The organism is Janthinobacterium sp. BJB446, from assembly GCF_002735655.1.
Taxonomy (GTDB): Bacteria; Pseudomonadota; Gammaproteobacteria; order Burkholderiales; family Burkholderiaceae_D; genus Janthinobacterium; species Janthinobacterium lividum.
In genome coordinates this window covers 858,192-879,400 of record NZ_PDZK01000001.1, presented here as the reverse complement: position 1 = coordinate 879,400, position 21,209 = coordinate 858,192, and the positions used below count along the sequence as shown (strand labels likewise).

Genomic DNA, 21,209 nt, shown 5'->3' with positions numbered 1-21,209 from the left:
TCATGAAATTTCGTTCCGCCCTGCCCCTGGCAGCCATGCTCGCTGCGCTGTCCGGCTTTGCCCTGCCCGCCAGCGCCGCGCAAGTGCTGCGCAACCTGGTCAGCATCGAGGGCGTGCGCGACAACCCGCTGGTCGGCTACGGCCTCGTCGTGGGCCTGAACGGCAGCGGCGACACCACGCAGGTGAAGTTTTCCAGCCAGTCCGTGGTCAACATGCTCAAGCAGTTCGGCGTGAAAATGCCGGACGGCGCCGAATCGAAAAGCAAGAACGTCGCCACCGTCATGGTCAGCGCCGTGTTTCCTCCGGGATACCGCCGTGGCCAGGCCATCGACGTGACCGTATCATCCTTGGGCGATGCGAAAAGCTTGCGCGGCGGCACCTTGCTGCTGACGCAATTGCGCGCGGCCGACAATGAAACGTATGCGCTGGCGCAAGGCAACGTCGTCGTCGGCGGCTTGAACGCCACCGGCAAGAGCGGCTCGTCCGTCACCGTCAACACGCCCACCTCGGGCCGCATTCCCAACGGCGGCAACATCGAGCGCGAAATCCTCAGCGATTTCTCGACCAAGCCGACCGTCACCCTGAATCTGCGCCATCCGCATTTCGAGACGGCCATCAATATCGTCGAAGCCGTCAACCGCCGCTTTGGCGCCGTCGCCACCACCAGCGACGCCACCAGCGTGGAAGTGCTGGCGCCGGAAAACCCGACCCAGCGCGTGGCCTTCATGGCCAAGCTCGAAGCCTTGAGCGTCGATGTCGGTGTCGATACGCCGAAAGTGGTCTTCAATTCGCGCACGGGCACCGTGGTCATCGCCGAAGGCTTGCGCGTGAAAGCGGCCGCCGTCACGCATGGCTCGCTCAAGGTCGTCATTTCCGAAAGCTCGGCCGTCAGCCAGCCGGCGCCGTTCGGCCGCGGCCAGACCACCGTCACGCCGCAATCCAAAGTGTCCGTCGATCAGGGCAACGGCAATATGTTCAAATGGCCGGCCGGCGCCAAGCTGCAATCGATCATCGACGTGGTCAACAGTCTGGGCGCCTCGCCCGATGACATCATGGCAATTCTGCAAGCCCTCGACCAGGCGGGAGCCATCGAAGGCGAACTGGTGGTGATCTAACGTGTCCGTCAAAAAGCCCAGGACTGCGTTGCACTGCCTCGTCGTACAGTCGTACTGCCTTCGGCAATGCGCCTTGCCCTGAACATTTTGACGAACACTGAAAGCTGAATGGAAATGAATGTAAACGACAGCAGCAGCGCCCTGCCCTCGGCGCTCGACGACCGCTCCCCTGCCGCCGCCACGCCGGCCGATCCGCGCTACGCGGCCAAGGCCACCGAGGCGGCCGTCAAGTTCGAAGCGTTCTTCATCTCGCACATGCTGCGCCAGATGCGTTCGGGCACGCGCGAGATGGCGGGCGAAGACAGCGTCTTCAAGGATCCCATCAACAACGATATGCTGGAAATGGCCGACAACCTGGTGGCCGACAAGATGGCCGGCCAGCGCGCCTTCGGCATCGCCGACGCCATCCTGCGCCAGCTGCTGCCGGCGGCCAGCGCCCCCGTGGCAGCCAAAAGCACTGTCAAGACCGACAATATTGCAGCGCCGCTTAATAAATACGTCTGAAGCGTCGCCTGTACAAGGTAACAACGATTCAATGCCTGCCCACCAGCACGCGCCACTCTCTTCACGAAAGAAACTTGCCCAATGAGCATCATCAGCAATGCATTGTCAGGCAGCATCGCCGCCCAGGCCGCACTCAATGCGGCCAGCCAGAACATCGCCAACCTGCAAACGGCGGGCTATACGCGCCAGGGCGTGCTGTTGTCCTCGCTTGGTGCCGGCGCGGGCGTGCGCTCGGCCGGCAATGGGGTGGAAGTGTCCGCCCTGCTGCGCTTTGCCGATGCTTATAAGAGCCAGCAAATGTGGCGCGCCGCGTCCGACCAGGGCGCCCGTTCGCAGACCCAGCCTTACCTGACGCAGCTCGAGCGCGTGATGGGCGACGATGCTTCCAGCATCAGCAACGGCATCGACGGCTTTTTCGCAGCCCTCAATGCCTCGGCCGTCGACCCGACCTCGACGCCGCTGCGCCAGCAGATCGTCACCTCCGCCGACGCCATGGCGCAGCGCTTCAACAGCATCAGCACCGTCATGGGCAACCAGTTGCTGTCGGTGCAGCAGCAACGTGCAGCGATCGTGCCGCAAGTCAATACCACCCTGGCCAATATCGCCGCGCTGAACCAGCGCATCAGCACCTCCACCGCCGCCGGCACGAATGTGTCGTCGCTGATGGATGCGCGCGACCAGCTGATCGACGGCCTGGCCTCGCAAATGGGCATCGAGGTCCTCGACCAGCCGGACGGTTCGCGCAATATCGCGCTGAAGTCGGGCCAGCCGCTGGTGATCGGCAGCCTGGCCGGCACCATGAGCAGCAACATGACGAACACCGGCGAACAGACACTGAGCCTTGATTTCGCCAAGTCCTCGTACAAGCTCGACCCGGTCGCCATCGGCGGGCAGATGGGCGGCCTGGGCGAGTTCGAGCAAAATACCCTGAAACCGCTGCAGCAGTCGCTGCAAGACATGGCCACCCAGTTGACCAACAAGGTCAACGCGCAGCTGGCACTGGGCAAGACCATGGCCGGCACCCCAGGTGGCCCCCTGCTGGCCTACGCGAATGGCAAGCTGAGCATTACCCCCGGCTTCAACGCCAAGGACCTGGCCCTGTCGCTGACGGGCCAGGCCGGCGACAGCGGCAACTTGCAGAAATTAATCGAGATCAAGAATCAGCCGATCACCGTCAGCTGGGTCGGTTCTGTCCTGATGAGCGACGCGGATACGCAACTGGTCGGCAAGCTGGGCATCTACAGCCAGCAGAACCAGGCCTTGCTGAAGACGGCCAACACGGTGCGCGCGCAAGCGATCGACGACTGGAAGTCCACCAGCGGCGTGAACAAGGATGAAGAAGCGATGAGCCTGGTCGAATTCCAGAATATGTATCAAGCAAACATGAAAGTCATTTCCGTGGCGAATAGCTTGTTTGACGCCACTTTGCAAATGATGGGTTAAGGAGAAGATCATGCGTGTCGCCAGTAGCCAGTACCAATCGCTGATCAATATTTCGCTTCAGCAAAATCAGGAACGCATCAACTTCCTGACGCAGCAAATGTCTTCGGGCTTGCGCATCCAGCTGCCATCGGACGATCCGATCGGCAACGTGCGCATTTCGCGCCTGACGCGCGAGCAAGCCATGGTCACGCAGTACCAGGACAATATCGCCACGGTGAAAGTGCGCCTGCTGAAGAATGAAAACTACCTGTCGAGCATGGTCACCGACATGGGCCAGGCGCGCGACTTGCTGGTATGGGCCGCCGACGGCAGCAATACGCCGGGCGACCTGAATGCGATGACGCAATCGCTGACGGCCATGCGCGACAGCGTGCTGTACACGGCCAACCTGAAAGACCAGGAAGGCCGCTACATGTTTTCCGGCACAGCGACCGACCAGCCCGCAATCAAATACGACCCGACGGCAGCCGCCGGCTCGCGCTACAGCTACATCGGCAACACCGACACGCAAACCGTGGTAGTGGGCAACGGCGTGACGCAGGCGGCCAACGTCGACGTGAAGAACCTGGAAGTGTGGCTCAACAAGATCGACCAGGTCATCACCACGCTCGGCACGCCGGGCGTCAACCCCAACGACCCGGCAGTGCGCGCCATCGTCAACGACGGCCTGGGCGGCACCGATGATGGCATGGATTTGCTCTCTGGCAAGATCGCCATCTTCGGCGGCGCGCAAAACATACTCACCACGCTGTCCGGCAACCTGGCCAATGTGTCGCTGTCGAACAATTCAGCCCTGCTGGACCTGAAAAAGACCGATATGGGCGCGGCGGCGATTGAACTGACCGGCTACCAGACGGCCCTGCAGGCAACCTATAAAGCCTACACCAAGGTTGGCACTATTTCCCTGTTTGATCTTCTCTGACCATCATGCAAATCGTTCAGACTTCCTCCTCTTCCGGCGTCAATGCCAAAGCCGCCGGCACAGCCCGCGTCGTCGATGACGCGTCCGCCGCGGTCAAAAGCAGTGCCAGCGCGCGCAGCGAGGCGCCGGCAGCGAGGAGTTCGACGGCGAGCCTGCAGCGTGGCCTGAGCAACTGGGATCACCAGCTGCAGGGGGAAATTTCTAACGCACAACAAACCCTGGACTACCTGGAACGCAGCAGCAGCCAGTTGCAAGCGCTGAAAAGCGAACTGGCGGCCAAGCTGGCCGCGCGCCAGGGACGCGAAGGGCAAGTCGAGGCCAGAGTACGCCAGTTCAGCAATACCTGGCGCCAGCGCGCCAGCGCCTCGGGCGGCACGCTCGATGCACAGCTCAGCTATACCAGCCCGCAGGCGGCACAGCAGAACTTCAGCATCCGCGGCCTGACCATGGCCAGCCTGCAGGAAGGCCCGCAGGAAGTGCTGGCCTTTTCCGTCGGCGGCGCGAGCCAGGCCTTGCGCTCGGTGAATATCGAACCTGGCCTGAGCGAGAACGAAATCGTCTCCCGCTTCGACCGCGCACTGATGCCGTCAGGCATAGGCGTCAAGCTGGGCGAGAATGGCGAACTGGTGTTCAGCACGTCAGAAGCGGCCTGGGCCAGCGTGCGCGACAGCCTGTCCGTGCGCGGCAGCGGCATCCGCTACCCGACCGGCCAGATGAGCCGCGTGCGCACGGATGCGGAACCGGCCGCCATCGCCCCGGAAGAATGGAGTACCGGCGACGTGGAAGCCCTGCGCGCCACCTTGCAGCAAGTGGTGCAGGCGCTGGCGCAGTTGCAGGCGGCGCGCAGCTCCGTCAGCCTGGCCCTGGCGCAAGCGACGGGACGGGTCGCCCGCGCGCAACCGGTGCAGCAAGTCAACGTCAGCATGGATACCTTGGCGGAAAACTTCACGGAAAAAGCCAGCCAGCCCGGCTATGAATCACTGCTGGCGATCAGCTCGGCGCTGGTCGGCATCAGCCGCGAGCGCGTCGTCGCGCTGCTGGGCCTGGAATAACCCCCTGCCGCGTGCGCTGACTTGGCGCACGCGGCAATAATGGGGCACACCCCCTAGCTCAGGACGGTGGAAATCCGTAAGATGCTGCTGTCGCTGGCGCTTTGTCCCATACGCCAGCGCATCCCGTCATCCACCTCCGGAGTTCCCTTGATAAAGACCGCCGCCCGGCTGATCAGCTACGCCCTGCTGGGCAAATCCGGCAAGCACCCCCTCGATATCGCCAAGGTGCGCAAGGTCTTAATTTTGCGCAACGACAAGATCGGCGACATGATCGTCACCACGGCCCTGCTGCGCGAACTGAAGAAAAACTATCCGCACTGGCAGATCGACGTGGCCGCCAGCAGCGCCAACCGGGCCGTGCTCGCCGATAATCCGCATGTCGGCGAAATCCTCATCTGGGACAAGCAGCCGCTGCTGCGCGACTTGCGCACCACCATCGCCGAGCTGCGCCGACGCCGCTATGACGTCATCTTCAACCCCTACAACCGCTTTTCGATTCCCTTGCTGCTGCGCATCAAATGGCTGGGTGCGCGCTATTTGACGGGCTTTGCCATTCCCAAGTACGGCACTTCGACGGCGAATCTGGGCATGTTCGACCATACGGTGCCCTGCGACCGCAGCCGCCACATCCTGCACAGCTATTTCGCCACGTTCGGGCAATTTGAGCTGCGCGACATCGATATGCGCTATGAGCTGTTCGGCGTGGATGCGCACGCGGCACGGGTCGATGCCGCCTGCGACACCCTGCTGCGCACGCATGAAGGCCTGTTTTGCCTGAATTTCCAGGGCAGCAATGCGCAACGCACGGTCAGCGTGGCCGATGCCCAGCGCTGCTGCGCGGCCCTGGCGGCACGCTATCCGCGCCATGCGCTGCTGGTGATCGCCGCGCCGGGCACCGAAGCGCGCGCCGCCGAGATCGTGCGCGGCGCCGGCCATGCCAACGTGATGGCATGGCCGCCCACCGGCCACATCCTGGAGCTGGCGGCCCTGATCCGCCGCTGCGAACTGGTGCTGTCGCCCGACACGTCGGTGATCCACATCGCCTCGGCGTATGACAAGAAGATCGTCGGCTACTACATCCGCACCGACAACTACCGCTGGTTCTATCCGGCCAGCCGCCATTACCGCGTGATCCTGGCGCCCGGCCTGACCCTGGCCACGGTCAGCGCCGCCGAGACCCTGGCTGCCGTGGAACAGCTGATGCAGGACGATGGGCAGGCGCAAGCGACGCTTCAAGCCGCCGGCTGAGCCGCCAGCAGGCCATCCATCTGCCCCGCCAGCAGCGCGCGGGAAAAGAAATATCCTTGCGCATAGTCGCAGCCGGCGGCGCGCAGCAAATCGCGCTGCGACGCCGTCTCCACGCCTTCTGCCACGACTTTCACTCCCAGCCGCTGCGCCAGTGCAATGATCGCCTCGCACAGGCCCAGCCCGGCATCGTCGCGTCCCAGTTCGCCGACCAGCGAACGGTCGATCTTGAGAAAGTCGATATCGGCCTTCTTGATGCATCCGAGCGATACCTGGCCGCTGCCGAAATCGTCGAGCGCCAGCGCCAGGCCCATGGCGCGGAACTGGCGCAGGCGGTCGCCCACCTGGCGCGCCTTGTCGAGCAGCACGGCTTCCGTTGTTTCGATGACGATGGCACCCGGCGCCAGGCCCGCCCGCGCCAGGGCATTGCCCCAGTCCTGGTACAGCGCGGCGTCGCAGCGGAATTCCACGGGCGACTTGTTGATACAGATCGGGAACGGGGCGCCATGCTCGCCCTGCCACTGGCGCGCCTGGCGCACGACCTGCTGAAACACCCATTCGCCGATATCGATGATCAAGCCGTTTGCCTCGGCAAAGGCGATGAAATCGGCGGGCACGAGCAAGCCGCGCAGCGGATGGCGCCAGCGCAGCAGCGCCTCGGCCCGCTCAATCGTGCCATCGCACAGGCGGATGATGGGCTGGTAATGCACTTCGAACTGCTCCTGCGCCAGCGCCAGGCGCATCTCGCGCACCGTGGTGCGGCGCAGGTCGGCCGCCTGCTGCAAGGCCGGCGTGAAATAGCTGTAGCCGTTGCGCCCCGCGCTCTTGGCGGCATACATGGCCTGGTCGGCGTGCCGCAGCAAGGTTTCCGTTGCCTCGGCGTCGGCCGGATACAGCGCCACGCCCACGCTGGCCGACACTTGCGCCGTGTCGCCGTCGAGCACGAAAGGCAGGGCCAGCGCCGTCGTCAATTCCTGCAGCACGCGTTCGATGCCGCCCAGGTGCCCCACGCCGGCCAGGATGACGGTGAACTCGTCGCCGCCCAGGCGCGCCACCGTGTCGGTGGCGCGCACGCGCTCGCTGATGCGCAGCGCCGCCTGGCGCAGCAGCATGTCGCCCTTCTCGTGGCCGAGACGGTCATTCACCTGCTTGAAATGGTCGAGGTCGATGAACAGCAGGGCCAGGCAACCGCCTTCGCGGCTGGCGTGGCGCGCCTCGTGCTGCAAGCGGTCGAGAAACATGTGGCGGTTCGGCAAGCCCGTCAAGGGATCGAAATTGGCTTGCCGCCAGATGCGCTCGGATGCGGCACGCTGGGCCGTGATGTCGCTGACGAGCGCCAGCGCGCCCAGGTAGGTGCCGCTGGAATCGAAGATGGGATTGGTGGCCAGGGTGGCCCACAAGGTGCTGCCATCACGCCGCAGGAACTTGAATTCGTGGCGCTCGGCGATGCCATCCTGGCGCCGCGCAATGTTGCGCTCCAGGATGGCGCGCCCCTCGTCATCCATGAAGGCGGCCAGCGGCTGGCCCAGCATGTCCTCGATCTGGCAACCGAGCATGTGCGCCATCTTCGGATTGACAAAGCTGGTCAGCGCCTGCGCATCGATTTCCCAGATGCCCTCCTCGGCGCCGTGCACGATGCGCCGGAAGCGCTCTTCGCTGCGTTCGAGCGCAGCCAGCTTGCCCTCGGCCTGCTCCAGCACCAGGCGCAGCGCCTGGCCGTTCGGATCTGCGCTGCCCAGCAGGCTGACGGGCAAGCCCGCCTCGCGCGCGCCAGGGCGCAGCCGTACCTGCAGCTGGATGCGCTCGGGCTCGCTGCTATTGAGCACGCGCTGCACGAACTGCTCGAAATCGTGGCGGAACGCCTCGTGCACATACGAACGGAACAGCACGTGGCCAAGGCGCTCGCGCACCAGGCCGAACAATTCGGCCGCCACCAGGTTGACCTGCACGATCGCGCCATCGAGACCGAGCACGAAATAGGCGACAGGCGCCAACAGGTATAAATCGTTGAAATAGGCTTGCTCGCGTTCGGCCTTCACCCGTTCCGGACTGAAGACGCCATCGTCAAGCAGGGGCGCGGCATGCCCCAACACGCCGTCATGGCTGTGCTGGGAGGAATCCGGATCAGGTACCGCGAGCGGTGGTATGTCCATGGCTATCCTTTGCACCGCCGCCCTGGCAACCAGGTGGGTGCAGTTGCAAGACTAGCATGCGCCACGCGCAGTGTCGAGCCAAGCCTGCCATGGATGCCACTTCTGCAACAAGGCCGTTCAGCGCCCCATGCGGCTGCGGCGCAAGCCGAAATCATGGCCCACCACCAGCAAGGTGCTCGCTACCAGGCTCGATAGCCCCACGATCAGCTGGATCAATTTGTCATCAGGCAAGATCCATAGCGACGAGTCCGGCGTCTCGCAGCCCGTGGCCGCGCTGATCAGGGGAGACACCCAGGCCGCGTCCGGCGTCACGTCGAGCACGACGGCGCCGTCGGCGCTGGTCTGCATATAGATGTCGCCGCCTTCGGCCAGGGTAAAGCAGATGCCCACGCCCGTTTCCGTGGCGCGAATATTGTCCTGCATGCTGCGGTTATGTTCTTCGATCCACACTTCCACATCGTATGGCGTTTCCAGGTGCTCCCACGGACGGGGGCGAAAACGGGGACGTTCGTCCGCACTGGCGGGGGTGTCGGGAACCTCGGGGATGTTGCTGTCTGCTGCGCCTTGCATGCTCGTTGACCTTTTCTGCGGTGATGCGGCGGGACCGGTTGCCTGCCAGCCGCCATTATCCACCGTTCAGGGCAAGCATGGTATTCCTACGCCGAATCAATCAGAAAAACTGACAGCTATCGACTTTAAAGATCAGCATGCCTGACTTAAAATATGCGCCATCTCTTCTTTACAGGCTTTACATGCAAGGCATTAAACGCAAAATCGTCTACGTCACCGCTTTTGAAATCATCGGCATGGCCATTTCCACGCTCTGGCTGACTCTGCTTTCGGGCGAATCGCCCACCAGCACGGGGCCGCTGGCCATCATGATCACCACCATCGCCGTGATCTGGAACCTGCTCTACAACACCGCGTTCGAATACTGGGAAATCCGGCAAGTGTCGCGCACGCGCACGGTCTGGCGCCGCATCCTGCATGCGATCGGCTTCCAGATCACGCTGGTCATCTACCTGATCCCGCTGATCGCCTGGTGGCTGAACATCAGCCTGTGGCAAGCCTTCGTGCTCGATTTCGCGCTGATGCTGATCATCCCGTGCTACAGCTTCATTTTTAACTATTTCTTCGACGGCCTGTTTGGCGTGCCCCTGTCGGCGCAGCAGCCGAAGGAAGAAGCCACTGACGTTCAGGCTGCTTCGCTCAGCAACTGAAGAAAGGACCGCGCCGCCATGCCCAGCGGCCGGTCCTTCATCCACACCAGGTGGATGGGCACGACCAGGCCATTGCCCGTATTCTTGAACGCCACGCAGCGCACCCGCCCCGCCGCCAGAGAATGGGCGATGGCCGAGGCGGCAAAGTTGCCCCAGCCCAGTCCCGCTTCCACCATGGCCAGCGCCATCGGCAAGCTGTCCGTGCGCCAATAGGACAGCCCCACCACGGGGCGCGCATCGGCCAGGTCGAGTTCGCGGCTGGCCACGATGATCTGGCGCAAGTTCACCAATTCCTCGATATACAAGGGCTGGCCCGCCGCGCTGGGCGGATGCTGGGTGGAAATAATCGCCAGCAAGGCATCGCTGCCGACCAGCTGGAACTGTTCTTCGTGATTGATGCGTCCGCCTGCGAAAGCCATGCAGGCGCTGATGCGGCCCCGGTGCAGCATGTCGAGCACATCGTCCTGCGGCGCCGTCAGCACCTCGATATCGAGCAAGGGATGGCGCTGCGACAGCGCGCGCACGGCGGCCAGGAAGGGAGTATGGTCGAGCTCGGCCGCGATGCCCAGCGAAATGCGGCTTTCCAGTCCCTGCGACAATTCCTGCACGTGCAAGTGCAACTGTTTCAACTGCTCGGCGATCAGGCGCGCGTGCGGTATCAGGGCCAGCGCGGCCGGCGTGGGCACGGCTTCGCGCGCGCCGCGGTCGAACAGGGTGATGCCCAGTTCCGCCTCGATATTGGCCATCGCCATGCTGACGGCCGACGGCGCCCGCCGCAAGGCGCGCGCGGCAGCCGAGAACGAGCCGCCATCGACGACGGCCAGGAACAGTTCGATGTTATGGCTGGACAGTTTCATGAAAAAGTGGAAAGTGCGGCACTTTCGGGCGCGCGGGCGGTCAAAACGGGGAACGACAGCAACACTCGGGAGTACACATGCGCCATCGATTAACTTACCGCCGCAGCGGCTACATTTCCGACTTTACCCGCTTTATCGACGGCTACCTGCAGGCGCACCCGGAAGTGCAAGCCAGCCAGCGCCAGGGCTGGCGCATTTTCTGGGAGCGCCCGGCCAGCATGCGCGAACTGGAACTGGCTCACGCGGACAGCGTACCGGAACCACCCTACCATTACGACTAAAAACTCTTAGCCTTTCCAGACGCGCTGCAATCCGGTGTCCGCATGGATCCAGCCACCACGCGGGCCGTTGCGGTAATAGAAGCCCACGCCGCCCTGCTTGAAGCTGCGCACCAGCGAACCGAGCACTTCCGCGTTCAGATTCGCCACGCGGATGTCGGCGGCGCGGCCCGAGATGTGCAGCGACTGGCGCGCGGCCGGCACGCCCGCTTCGCGCAGCCTGCTGTTCGACTCGGCCGTGCGGTAGCCCGACAAAATCTCCAGCGGCTGCTCGATGCCGTAGCGGGCCACGAACGCTTGCGTGCCCCACAGGGTTTCCAGCAGTTTCGGATCGATGGGCGCCGTCTTCTTGCCGTTCACGTCGCGCAGCAAGTGACAAAGTTCCTGGTAGGCCGAATCGATGACTTCGCCATCTTTCCAGTACAGCAGCTTGGCCTTTTCATTGCTGGCCGGGCGCACCACTTCCAGGGTGCGGGGCTTGAGCCAGAATTCCAGGTCCAGCGCCTGCGCATCGAAAATGTCGGGTGGCGGTTCCATCTCGGTGATGGCCTGGCGCGACTGCGACGTGATCGAGCGGTCGATGCTGGCCAGTTGCGTCGGCTGCGGCGGCACGGCCGTGCGCGGCGCGCGCGGCTTGGCGCTGGCCGAAGCCGAGGCGGGAGCGGCCGTGCGCGAGGCGCAGCCGATGAGAGGAGTGGCAACCAGGCCCAGCGCGGCCAGGCCCATACCGTGGTGTAGAAAATTTCTGCGCGATGCCATAGTCAGTCCAATTTAACGATGGGAATACTATAGCGTATTGTGCCGCGAAGAAAAACCCTCAATGCCTATCGTGTCACCCTCATTTCAAGGCATTTTGCGTCAGGCGGCAGCCGCGACGGAGACGCCGGCGCCTTTCGCCTGCGCCAGCGCCGTCAATGGCTTGTCGAGCAGATAACCCTGGGCCACGATGGGCAAGCCCGTGATGGCGGCGATGCGCTGCAGCGCGGCCAGCGCGGCCGGCGTGTCGAGGCGCTTGAAAATGACGCGGATTTTCGCCGCATGGCACACAGTGACGAAGCTGGCGACGGCTTGCTCGTCGCTGAGGTTGCCCGCGTCGAGCTTGAACGCATGCGGGTGCAGGCGCTCCAGCATGCCCGTTGCCTCATGCACGCTGGCCACGTTGATGGCCAGGCGGAAACCGTTGCGGCGGTAATTGTCGGCCACGTAATTGAGCAGCCAGCCCTGGTTCGGCGTGACCGTCGGCAATTGCAGCACGATGCGCTCGATGGGCAAGCCCAGCGCGTCGAGGATGCGCTGGAAAGCGTGGCCGTGATTGCTGCTGACGGCGCTCAGCAGGCGGTCATGCACATTCAGGTACAGGTCGGCCTGCTCCGCTTCCGCCTGCCGGAAAAAATTAATGGCGTGCAGCATGCGGCACAGCCGGTCCAGTTCCACGGATTCATCGTCGCTGGCCGCGTGATCGAGCAAGCGCCACAGCGACAAGCCCTCGTCCGCCTTCGACACGCTGCGCGCCAGTCCTTCGAACGCCACCAGCTTGCCGCTTTCCAGTTCGCGCAGCGGCTGGAAAGCGCTGGTCATGGTGCAATTGAAAAAGCGCCCCAGCGCCCGGCCCTCCCCGTCGAGCCAGACGCTGGTGCCGGCCTGGGTTTGATGCGACAGGCGGGCCAGGTAATTTTTCAGGACGGGAAATGGCATACGTGCTCCTTCGTAAGGCTGCGCCAGCTGCCCTCATGGGGAAGACGGCGCCAAAGTGTGCAGAGTAAGGCAGCGCAAACCAAAGGAGAACGAATGGTTTCGCCATTTGATATGCACCCAGCAAATATGGACGCAACAACGGACAGCGCATAACGATAGTCGGAAACATTCCTTCCCGCCCCCTGGTCCAGCCTTTACTGTGGGCATGTACCGATACCATCAGGAAGGGCCGCCATGTGCCAGTTACTCGCAATGAACAGCAGCAAGCCTGCGGCGCTGGGATTTTCCTTTGCCGGCTTTGCCGAACGGGGCGGACGCACGGACGAGCACCGCGACGGCTGGGGCATTGCCTATCATTCCAGCAGCGGCTGCACCCTGCTGACGGATCACCTGGCGGCCATCGATTCGCCGCTGGCGGCCCAGGTGCAGCAGCATCCCGTGAAGGCGAAAAACATCGTCGCGCACATCCGCAAGGCCACGCAAGGCCGCATCGCTCAGGAAAATACCCACCCGTTCGCCCGCGACCTGTGGGGCAAGACCTGGTCCTTCGCCCACAATGGGGACTTGAAAACGTGGCGTGCGCCCGTCAATGCGCACTACCGCGCCAGCGGCGACACGGACAGCGAACAAGCCTTCTGCCACCTGCTGGCCACCTTGCGCACGCAGTTTCCCCTCGGTGAACCCACGCGCGCCGACTTGCGCGCCGCCATCGCCGAGGTCGCCAAGGACATTGCGGCGCACGGCACCTTCAATTTCATCCTGTCGGACGGCGAACTGCTGTTTGCCCACTGTTCCACGCACTTGCACTATGTAATACGCGAATACCCGTTTTCCGTGGCGCAACTGATCGACTGCGAGCGCAGCATCGACTTTCGCCAGCACAACCACCTGGACGACAGGATCGCCGTCATCGCCACGCATCCGCTGACGCAAAACGAGGATTGGCTGGCATTCGCGCCCGGCGAACTGAAACTGTTTACGGGCGGCACCTTGCTGCCGGCGGATGATGCCGCGCCACAAGGCGTGTATATCCAGATCAGTTACTGAGGGAATTATTGAACGGGAAGAAATGGCCCGCCGCCGGATGGGCGGGCTGAGGGACTGGCGGGGTGTCAGGCCGAATTGCAGTTGCAAAAGCGCTTGCGCTTGGGGTCGCCGCTAGCGATGCCCGTGGGATCAATCTGTTTCCAGCAAAAAATCGTTTCCACGCCATATGGCGAACGCACATTGCCCGCCTCGACATAACCCTGCTTGACGAAAAAGGCCTGGCTGCTGGCCGTGCTGTGCAGTTGCAAGGCCTTGATGCCCCACTCGCGCGCCTGCGCTTCCAGCTGCTCCACCAGCGCCTTGCCGGCGCCGCGGCCTTGCGCCTCGGGCAGCAGGTAGCACAGGGCCAGCTTGCCGGCGCGCGTCAGCAAGCCGACGCCGACAACGGCGCCCGCCTCGACTGCGACCAGCGAAAAATTAGTCGGCGACGCAAACCAGCACGCCACCATCTGCGGTGTTTTATTGCCCAGCCAGGCTTCCAGGATGGCCGGATCGTCCCGGTGATCGAGGCTGCAGCATTCGACGATGGAGCGTCGTAATACGTTGCACGCCTCGAAAGCGTCGGTCGATGTTGCAATACGAATTTCAAGACTCATGTACGCTCACAAAATATTCCAGTTGCCGATGCAGACGGTTTTCCCCCTGTATCGTGCGATTCGACTATACACCAAGCGGCGCTTTCGGGTTTTTTGCCGCACGCCACGGGCCGGTTTTGCCTATGGCGCTATGCCTGCAGACTAAGTGCTGATGCGCATCTTGCCCACGAATGTTTCCAGAAATCGATATATGTTTTTTAGCGCAAACGGGAATCAAGTCTAAGCATATTACGAAAAATTCGTTTCTTTTCCGGCCGGAATTTTAGACTATGTCTATCTATTCTCACAACAAGAGTTCAACATGACCCATTCCAACGCCGTAACGACTGCCGCAGCAACGCTCACCCAACGCTCGCGCCGCTGGTTCCTGGCCAGCGCCCTGGCCGCTTCCGCTGCCGCCATGAGCCTGCCGATGGCCGCCAGCGCCGCCGAACCGGTGGTCTTGCTGAACGCGTCCTACGACGTGATGCGCGAATTGTTCAAGGACGTGAATCCCGCATTTATTGCTGATTGGAAAGCCAAAACGGGCGAAACCATCACCATCAAGCAGTCGCACGGCGGCTCCAGCAAGCAGGCGCGCTCCGTCGCCGATGGCCTGGAAGCATCCGTCGTGACCATGAACCAGGCCAATGACATCGACATCCTCGTCGACCGCGGCCTCGTGGTGGCCGACTGGGCCAAGAAATTCCCGAACAATGCGGCGCCGTTTTACTCGACCATGGTGTACCTGGTGCGCAAAGGCAACCCGAAACACATCAAGGATTGGGACGACCTGGCCAAGCCCGGTATCAAGGTCATCGTGCCGAATCCGAAAACCTCGGGCAATGGCCGCTACACCTACCTGGCGGCCTGGGGCTATGCCGTGAAAAAAGGCGGCAGCGAAGCGCAGGCGCGCGACCTCGTCACCAAACTGTTCAAGAACGTGCCCGTGCTGGACGGCGGCGGCCGCGGCGCCACCACCACCTTCACGCAGCGTGAAATCGGCGACGTGCTGGTCACGTTTGAAAATGAAGTGCAACTGGTGCGCGCCGAATTCGGCGACAACTTCGAAGTCGTGTATCCAAGCATCTCCATCCTGGCCGAGTCGCCGGTGGCCGTCGTTGACAAGGTCGTCGACCGCCGCGGCATCCGCAAGGAAGCCACGGCCTACCTGCAGTACCTGTACTCGGAACCAGGCCAGGAACTGGTTGCCAAGCACTACCTGCGCCCCCGTTCGGCGGCCGTCGCCAAGAAATACGCGGCCAGCTTCAAGCCCATCACCCTGTTCACCATCGACGACGTCTTTGGCGGCTGGAAACAGGCACAAAAGAAACACTTTGACGATGGTGGCGAGTTCGACAAGATTTATCAGAAGTAATCTTCGCCGCATAAAAAAAACCGGGACATGTCCCGGTTTTTTTATGCCGCCACACATCACTGCTTCTTCAGCAGCAGCTTGAATTGCGGCGCCCAGCGCCCGTCCACCAGCATCTCGCTGGCCGCCTCATAGGCATCGCCCGACGGCGTCCAGCGCACGCGATAGGTCAGCGTCTTGCCATTCGCGCCCACGTATTGCGTGGCGGGAAAGTCGAGGCCGCCGTCCGCCTGCAGCATCGTGCCGCGGCTATGGCCGCCGCTGTTTTCCACATACAGGAAGGCTACCTTGCCTGCGGCGGGATCGTGGTAATACGTGGTTTCGCCCACGTAGTCGGGCTTGCCGGGGCTGCGCACCGTGTGCACGTCGCGCAGCATCTGGCCGCCATACAGCCACTGGAAACAGTGCTCATCCGTTTGCTTCCCGCCAGGGAACTCGCCCTTCCAGCAATGCCCGGCCAGGAAAGCCATCGGTTGCAGGGCGGCAATGGGTTGCGCCAGCACGGCCGAGGTGGGCAACAGCAGGGGCAACAGCAAGAGCGACAGCAGGAATGGACGCATGGCACACCTCCGGTAGATGCTCGAGTATAGGCGAATAATATGCTTGCCGCAGCGCTGGCGCACACTTTGCGCATATCGATATGCGCATCGATTCGTGGTCAAAAGCGTGCGCGCGCCGTACTCTGGCCTTGTCGCGCCGCATGGCGTATTACGGGCTCAAAGGAAATATCATGGCTATCTCGGAAGTGAATGTACGCAACCAGTTTCGCGGCAAGATCAAGGAAATCATCTTTGGGCCCGTGGTCTCGGAAGTGGACGTGGAAACGCCGCACGGCATCGTCACCTCGGTGATCACCTCGCGCTCGATCAAGGACCTGGACTTGAAAGTGGGCAGCGAAGTCATCGCGCTGGTGAAATCGACGGAAGTGTCGATCGCCAAGATCCAATAAGGGTTACCCACCCGCTAGCGCCGCGCCCCTTGCCATCCGGCAGCGGCGCGTGCGTCAGGGCTTGATATACGCATACCCTTCCTGCCACTGCAAGCGGCTCAGCTCGGCCACGCCCGAGGGCACGATGACGGCGTCGGGCAGCACGCGCTGGCGGTCGATGTTGCGTCCTTGCAAGGTGTTATTGCAGACACGGAAACTCACGCCGCGCTTGGTCAGCTCGCGCACCACTGCGTCATACGGAGTGCCATTCTTGTCGACGGCGCCATCGAGCAGGAAATCGATGCCGGGACCATGCGCGACGAGCACGATGGTGGCTTGGGGACTGGCGTCCAGGTGATTGCGGATATTTTTCAGCGCAGCCGTGGCATTGCTGGCGTCATTGACGTGATACACCACCTTTTCCTCCTTCTGCGCTGCCGTGGCGGCAGTGCAAGCGAACAAGGAAAGAAGGATGGCGGAGAACCAGCGGCGCAAGATTGTCATGAGATGTCCATTTCAGTGGCAGATTAAAAACATTGCCATCATATCAATCTCTGAACAAATACGTAAACGTGCGGCTGACGGGCAGCTTTTCCGCGCTGCCGCGCAGCAGCACCTGCATGCGCTCGGCGTCGATGCGTTCGGCCGCCTCGATGGCTTTCACGTTGACCATGGTGCCGCGGTGGATTTGCCAGAACTGTTCCGGATCGAGGCCGCCCAATAAATCCTTCAACGGCGTGCGCACCAGCGCTTCCGAGCCGGCCAGCACCACGCGCGTGTACTTGGTGTCGGCCTGGAAGAACAGCACGTCGTCAATATCGATCAGGCGGATCTGCTTGCCCACGCTGGCCCTGATCCATTTCAGTTTTTCGCGCGGCGCGGCCGGCAGCGCCGCGCGCAGCGACTGCAGCAAGTGGGCCATGTCGGCCGGCTGCGCGCCCAGCTTGTCGCTCAGCCGGGACAGCGCGCGCTGCAGGCGCTCGGCCTGCACGGGCTTCAACAGATAATCGACGGCGCCCGCGTCGAAGGCATCGACGGCATACTGGTCATACGCGGTGACAAACACCACGTGCGCCCGCGTGCCGATGCGCTCGGCCACTTCCAGGCCCGACAGGCCAGGCATGCGGATATCGAGGAAGACCACGTCCGGCTCATGCTCGAGGAAACCGTCCCAGGCATCGTTGCCGTTTTCCGCCACCAGCACGATGCGCGCCTCGGGCCAGGCCAGCGCCAGCATCGTTTGCAGGCGTTCGCGCATCAGGGGTTCGTCTTCGGCGATCAGGATGGTGGCATTCATGCGGCAAGTTCTTTCAGGCTGGATGCAATTTTAATGGGAAGCAATATCTCGGCGATCACGCCGCCCTCTTCGCCGTCGCGCAGGGTCAGGCTGGCGGACGGATCGGACAGCGACAGCCGGCTGCGCACGTTTTCCAGGCCCAGGCCGCCTTCCGGCGCGCTGCCCGCAGCGCTTGCCGGCAAGCCCATGCCCGTGTCCTGCACGCGCAAGCGCAGCATGCCGTCCACCCGCAGCGCCGACAGGCTGATCTCGCCGCCGCGCAAGGACGGTTCAATACCGTGCTTGATGGCATTTTCCGCCAGGGTCAGCAAGATCATGCTGGGAATCGTCGCGTGTGCAAATTCAGCCGGCAAGTCCAGCGCATAGCGCAGGCGGGAGCCCATGCGCGCCTGCATCACGCGCAAATACGCGGCCACCATGTCGAACTCGCTTTGCAGCGGTACTTGCTCGCTGCGCATCTCCGCCATGCTGGCACGCAAAAAGGCGATCAGGTCGGCCGTCAATGCCGCGGCACGGCCGGCGCCTTGCGTTCCCTGCTCGGCCAGTTGCTGCACGGCGCCCAGGGTATTGAACAGAAAATGCGGCTCGATCTGCGCGCGCAGCAGCCGCAGCTGCGATTCGCTCAGTTCGCGCGCCAGGCGGTCGCGCTCGGCATCCTGCTGCAGCTGCAGGGCCAGCGCTTCGTATTGGCGGTTGCGCCAGGTGCTCACGACCGCCAGCGGCACCATATAAAACAACCCGGCCACCAGCAAGGCGATGCCGCCCACACGCAGCAAGCGCTCGAAGGCCATTTCCATGGAACCCGTATCGCTCAAGCCGGCCAGCAGCACGCCGGCCGCTACCCCTGCCGCGCAGGTCGACACGATCAACAAAAGCTTCTTGAACTTGTAGCGCACGGAACTGCGGTAATTGAACCAGACGCCCACCAGGCCCCACGCCAGCGCAAAACCCAAGCCGTTGCTGAAGACCAGGGCCTTGAGCAATTCGAACCGGGCCGGCAACAGCAGGTGCAGGGTGACGCCGATGGCGCTGAACAGCAGCATCAGCTTGAACGCGGCGATGTAAAAACCGGCGCCGCGGTACTTGAGCAGGAAATCGTGCAATTGCTGGCGCTCGATCGGCGTCAGCTTGACCAGCTTCATGGCGACGTAGCGGCGCACTCTTCCCTGGATCTGGTCCGCCATCTCGGGATGTTGCAGCACCAGCAGCGATTCTTCGTCGATGCTGCGGTACCAATCCGTATATTTTTTTAACACGATGCGCTCCCTTGGTCTGTGATTCAGGCATGAACGCAGTCTACGGCGCCACCGTGGCAGGGCATAGCGCGGGGCGACGAAGCACGAAGGGACAGGCATCAACGACGAGGTACATGGCGCCTGCCAGACCCTCGCTGCCAATATTGCTGAAATAATACGAAGTTTCCAAGGCGAAATCAATAATTGCGCAACAATTTTCACTACGGCAAGATTAGCCCCATTTATTTGCCAAATTGGCCGCAACACCGCTTGTCGCGGGCCTGTACCGTAGACATCGCTTGATCTTTAATGGTATTGTTTAAGCTTGGCAAATATTGCCTCCGAGATACACTCCGCGTCCCCATGCGGCCCGTTTCCGGATTTGCGCGCAGCGCCCACGATGGCGCCCCAAAACTGCTTTCCCACATACAATCCCATGCTCAAAAAAATGTTCGCCGCGGTGCTGATGACGCTTTCGACAGCGGCCATCGCCGTGCCCTTCGGTTCCCAGTCGATACTGGTGGTCGAAGACGGCACAGGCAAAGTCTTGCTTGAAAAAAATTCCAACGTGGTGGTGCCCATCGCCTCGCTGACCAAACTCATGACGGCCATGGTCGTGCTCGACTCCAAGGCGAATATGCAGGAAGAGATCAGCATCGACCGCGAGGATGTCGACACCTTGAAACACAGCACTTCGCGGGTGCCCGTGGGCGCCACACTGAGCCGTCATGACGTGCTGCAACTGGCGCTGATGTCGTCCGACAACCGCGCCGCCGCCTCGCTGGCGCGCACTTTCCCCGGCGGCCCCACCGCATTTGCCGTGGCCGTCAACGCCAAGATCAAGGCCCTGGGCATGCGCCAGACCGTGATCGAAGAGCCGACGGGCTTGTCGCCGAACAACCAGTCGACGGCAGCAGACCTCGTCAAGATGGCCGTGGCCGCCTCGCGCTACCCGGAAATCAGCCGCATCACGACGGATTCGAAGGACGTGATCCAGATCAAGGGCCGCGACGTGGAATACCACAATACGAACCGCCTGGTGGGTGCCAAGGGCTGGGATATCGGCCTGTCGAAAACGGGCTACACGAATGAAGCGGGCCGTTGCCTGATCATGCGCATCAAGTCGGCCGGCAAGTTCGCCACCATGATCCTGCTTAACGCGCGCGCCAATTCCGTGCGCGCCATGGACGCCGTCAACATCCGCCGCATGCTGGCGGCCGAGAACGGCATCGAAGAGCCGAAAGTGATGCGCGCCTCGGTCAGCCGGCACAAAAAAGCGCCGGCGAAACCAAGTAAACGCCGCCGCGCCCGCTAATTACTTCGCTTGCCGGTTGGTCATCACCACGCCGGCAATCGTCACCGCGCCGCCCACCAGCATCGAGACGAGCACGGGCTCGCCCAGCAACGCCGCCGCCAGCACGATGCCGAACACGGGCACGAGGTTGTTGAAGACGGCCGTGCGCGACGGGCCCAGCGCCTTCACGCCCTCGTAATACCAGACAAAGCCGATCACCGTGCCGAACACGCCCAGGTAGCCGATGGCGGCCCACACTTGCCAGCCAAAGCTGTGCCATGGCACGCTCGGAAATTCCACGGCCGCCCCCACCAGCAAAAAGGCCAGGCCCCACATCGACGCATATGTGGTGGCGGCAATCGGGCTCAAGCCCTTCAGCGCGACCCGGCCGATCAGGGTGTAGGCGGCCCAGCTGGAAATGCCGCAGAACATGAACACCTCGCCCATGCCGATGCCGCCGCCCGTGCCGTGCAGCACGCCGGCGAGATCGCCGCGCGTGATGACGATGGCCGTGCCGCAAAACGCCAGCATGATGCCCAGCCACTTGAAGGAACCGAGCCGTTCGCGGAACAGCATGGCCGAGGCCAGCGCCGTGACGATGGGATTCAGGGCCACGAACAGGGCCGTGCGCCCCGCCGGCATGCGCGACAGGGCCGCCAGGAAGCACAGGTTGTACAGAAAGATGCCCGTCAGGCCCAGCGCGGCCGTCGTTGCCAGCTGCTTGCGGTCCAGGCGCGGCAAGCCCCCTTCCAGTTTCCACGCCAGCATGACCAGCAACAGCACGGCCACGCCGAAGCGCCCGCTGGCGGCCGTCATGGGCGGCATCTGCTGCGCCAGCACGCGCCCCGCGATGAAGGTGCCGCCCCAGAACAGGGCGACAAAGATCAGTTTGATGTAGACGAGCGGCGATTGCACGGAAGGCAAGGCGGCTGATGGTATGGCGGAAGAAGACATGGAATATCCTGTATGGCCGC

The 21,209-nt window shown here is 62.8% G+C and carries 23 protein-coding genes; 12 read left to right on the top strand and 11 right to left on the bottom strand.

Annotated features, from left to right (window positions below):
* Positions 1-2 precede the first annotated feature (2 nt).
* The 6 genes from CSQ92_RS03980 (at position 3) to CSQ92_RS03955 (ending at position 6,284) form a co-directional block, all read left to right on the top strand.
* Entirely contained in the window at positions 3-1,115 is a 1,113-nt protein-coding gene (locus CSQ92_RS03980; RefSeq protein WP_034787825.1) for a flagellar basal body P-ring protein FlgI, read from the top strand.
* A gap of 108 nt (positions 1,116-1,223) precedes the next feature.
* Entirely contained in the window at positions 1,224-1,619 is a 396-nt protein-coding gene (locus CSQ92_RS03975; protein WP_373606014.1) for a flagellar biosynthesis protein FlgJ, read from the top strand.
* An 81-nt stretch (positions 1,620-1,700) separates the two neighbouring features.
* On the top strand, positions 1,701-3,062 hold the full coding sequence (gene flgK, locus CSQ92_RS03970; protein ID WP_070253634.1) for a flagellar hook-associated protein FlgK: 1,362 nt from the start codon (positions 1,701-1,703) through the stop codon (positions 3,060-3,062).
* Between the two features lie 10 nt (positions 3,063-3,072).
* Positions 3,073-3,984 carry a flagellar hook-associated protein FlgL gene (gene flgL, locus CSQ92_RS03965; RefSeq protein ID WP_034787818.1) on the top strand — a complete coding sequence of 304 codons (912 nt, stop codon included), beginning with the start codon at positions 3,073-3,075 and terminating at the stop codon, positions 3,982-3,984.
* A gap of 5 nt (positions 3,985-3,989) precedes the next feature.
* On the top strand, positions 3,990-5,036 hold the full coding sequence (locus CSQ92_RS03960) for a hypothetical protein (protein ID WP_257219119.1): 1,047 nt from the start codon (positions 3,990-3,992) through the stop codon (positions 5,034-5,036).
* A 147-nt stretch (positions 5,037-5,183) separates the two neighbouring features.
* On the top strand, positions 5,184-6,284 hold the full coding sequence (locus CSQ92_RS03955; protein WP_180276926.1) for a glycosyltransferase family 9 protein: 1,101 nt from the start codon (positions 5,184-5,186) through the stop codon (positions 6,282-6,284).
* Here the strand turns inward: CSQ92_RS03955 and CSQ92_RS03950 are convergent.
* Together CSQ92_RS03950 and CSQ92_RS03945 are read right to left on the bottom strand one after the other, a co-directional pair.
* Positions 6,269-8,434 (bottom strand): putative bifunctional diguanylate cyclase/phosphodiesterase, encoded by a 2,166-nt coding sequence (locus CSQ92_RS03950; RefSeq protein WP_170846440.1) that lies wholly within the window; start codon positions 8,432-8,434, stop codon positions 6,269-6,271. The two genes, CSQ92_RS03955 and CSQ92_RS03950, sit on opposite strands and share 16 nt — an antisense overlap.
* A 117-nt stretch (positions 8,435-8,551) precedes the next feature.
* A complete protein-coding gene (locus tag CSQ92_RS03945; RefSeq protein WP_034787797.1) occupies positions 8,552-9,004 on the bottom strand; it encodes a hypothetical protein in 453 nt (150 codons plus the stop codon).
* Between the two features lie 182 nt (positions 9,005-9,186).
* Here CSQ92_RS03945 and CSQ92_RS03940 point away from each other — a divergent pair, with 182 nt between their 5' ends.
* Entirely contained in the window at positions 9,187-9,654 is a 468-nt protein-coding gene (locus CSQ92_RS03940; protein WP_070253636.1) for a PACE efflux transporter, read from the top strand.
* Here CSQ92_RS03940 and CSQ92_RS03935 read toward each other — a convergent pair.
* Complete coding sequence (locus tag CSQ92_RS03935; RefSeq protein ID WP_092610827.1) at positions 9,630-10,511, bottom strand: LysR family transcriptional regulator; 882 nt, start codon at positions 10,509-10,511, stop codon at positions 9,630-9,632. The genes CSQ92_RS03940 and CSQ92_RS03935 overlap by 25 nt on opposite strands.
* Before the next feature lie 77 nt (positions 10,512-10,588).
* Here CSQ92_RS03935 and CSQ92_RS03930 point away from each other — a divergent pair, with 77 nt between their 5' ends.
* A complete protein-coding gene (locus CSQ92_RS03930; protein ID WP_034787227.1) occupies positions 10,589-10,792 on the top strand; it encodes a DUF3460 family protein in 204 nt (67 codons plus the stop codon).
* A gap of 6 nt (positions 10,793-10,798) precedes the next feature.
* Here CSQ92_RS03930 and CSQ92_RS03925 read toward each other — a convergent pair whose 3' ends face one another.
* Positions 10,799-11,548: a YcbK family protein gene (locus CSQ92_RS03925; protein WP_371933510.1), complete on the bottom strand. Its 750-nt coding sequence runs from the start codon at positions 11,546-11,548 to the stop codon at positions 10,799-10,801.
* Between the two features lie 99 nt (positions 11,549-11,647).
* Positions 11,648-12,484, bottom strand: coding sequence for an EAL domain-containing protein (locus CSQ92_RS03920; protein ID WP_070279203.1), 837 nt, complete (start codon positions 12,482-12,484; stop codon positions 11,648-11,650).
* 234 nt (positions 12,485-12,718) lie between these two features.
* Here CSQ92_RS03920 and CSQ92_RS03915 point away from each other — a divergent pair, with 234 nt between their 5' ends.
* On the top strand, positions 12,719-13,531 hold the full coding sequence (locus CSQ92_RS03915; protein WP_099387430.1) for a class II glutamine amidotransferase: 813 nt from the start codon (positions 12,719-12,721) through the stop codon (positions 13,529-13,531).
* Between the two features lie 65 nt (positions 13,532-13,596).
* On the opposite strand, the gene CSQ92_RS03910 is transcribed toward CSQ92_RS03915, so the two are convergent.
* Complete coding sequence (locus tag CSQ92_RS03910; RefSeq protein ID WP_070253641.1) at positions 13,597-14,127, bottom strand: GNAT family N-acetyltransferase; 531 nt, start codon at positions 14,125-14,127, stop codon at positions 13,597-13,599.
* A 400-nt stretch (positions 14,128-14,527) separates the two neighbouring features.
* Here CSQ92_RS03910 and CSQ92_RS03905 point away from each other — a divergent pair, with 400 nt between their 5' ends.
* Positions 14,528-15,484 carry a sulfate ABC transporter substrate-binding protein gene (locus CSQ92_RS03905; RefSeq protein WP_046685513.1) on the top strand — a complete coding sequence of 319 codons (957 nt, stop codon included), beginning with the start codon at positions 14,528-14,530 and terminating at the stop codon, positions 15,482-15,484.
* A 56-nt stretch (positions 15,485-15,540) separates the two neighbouring features.
* Here CSQ92_RS03905 and CSQ92_RS03900 read toward each other — a convergent pair whose 3' ends face one another.
* Positions 15,541-16,041 (bottom strand): hypothetical protein, encoded by a 501-nt coding sequence (locus tag CSQ92_RS03900; RefSeq protein ID WP_099393297.1) that lies wholly within the window; start codon positions 16,039-16,041, stop codon positions 15,541-15,543.
* A gap of 170 nt (positions 16,042-16,211) precedes the next feature.
* Here CSQ92_RS03900 and CSQ92_RS03895 point away from each other — a divergent pair, with 170 nt between their 5' ends.
* Positions 16,212-16,430, top strand: a complete 219-nt coding sequence (locus CSQ92_RS03895; protein ID WP_034757699.1) for a TOBE domain-containing protein — start codon at positions 16,212-16,214, stop codon at positions 16,428-16,430.
* 54 nt (positions 16,431-16,484) lie between these two features.
* On the opposite strand, the gene CSQ92_RS03890 is transcribed toward CSQ92_RS03895, so the two are convergent.
* From CSQ92_RS03890 to CSQ92_RS03880, 3 genes are read right to left on the bottom strand one after another with little or no spacing between them, the layout of a single operon-like run.
* On the bottom strand, positions 16,485-16,913 hold the full coding sequence (locus tag CSQ92_RS03890) for a DsrE family protein (protein WP_081345408.1): 429 nt from the start codon (positions 16,911-16,913) through the stop codon (positions 16,485-16,487).
* Between the two features lie 43 nt (positions 16,914-16,956).
* Complete coding sequence (locus CSQ92_RS03885) at positions 16,957-17,706, bottom strand: LytR/AlgR family response regulator transcription factor (RefSeq protein ID WP_099393296.1); 750 nt, start codon at positions 17,704-17,706, stop codon at positions 16,957-16,959.
* The gene (locus CSQ92_RS03880; RefSeq protein WP_180276925.1) at positions 17,703-18,962 is read right to left on the bottom strand and encodes a sensor histidine kinase; all 1,260 of its coding nucleotides are present in this window, start codon (positions 18,960-18,962) and stop codon (positions 17,703-17,705) included. The genes CSQ92_RS03885 and CSQ92_RS03880 overlap by 4 nt, the downstream gene beginning before the upstream one ends.
* Before the next feature lie 415 nt (positions 18,963-19,377).
* Here CSQ92_RS03880 and CSQ92_RS03875 point away from each other — a divergent pair, with 415 nt between their 5' ends.
* Positions 19,378-20,256 (top strand): serine hydrolase, encoded by an 879-nt coding sequence (locus CSQ92_RS03875; RefSeq protein WP_034778183.1) that lies wholly within the window; start codon positions 19,378-19,380, stop codon positions 20,254-20,256.
* Here the strand turns inward: CSQ92_RS03875 and CSQ92_RS03870 are convergent, their stop codons facing one another.
* Entirely contained in the window at positions 20,257-21,189 is a 933-nt protein-coding gene (locus CSQ92_RS03870) for a DMT family transporter (protein ID WP_099393294.1), read from the bottom strand.
* Positions 21,190-21,209 lie beyond the last annotated feature (20 nt).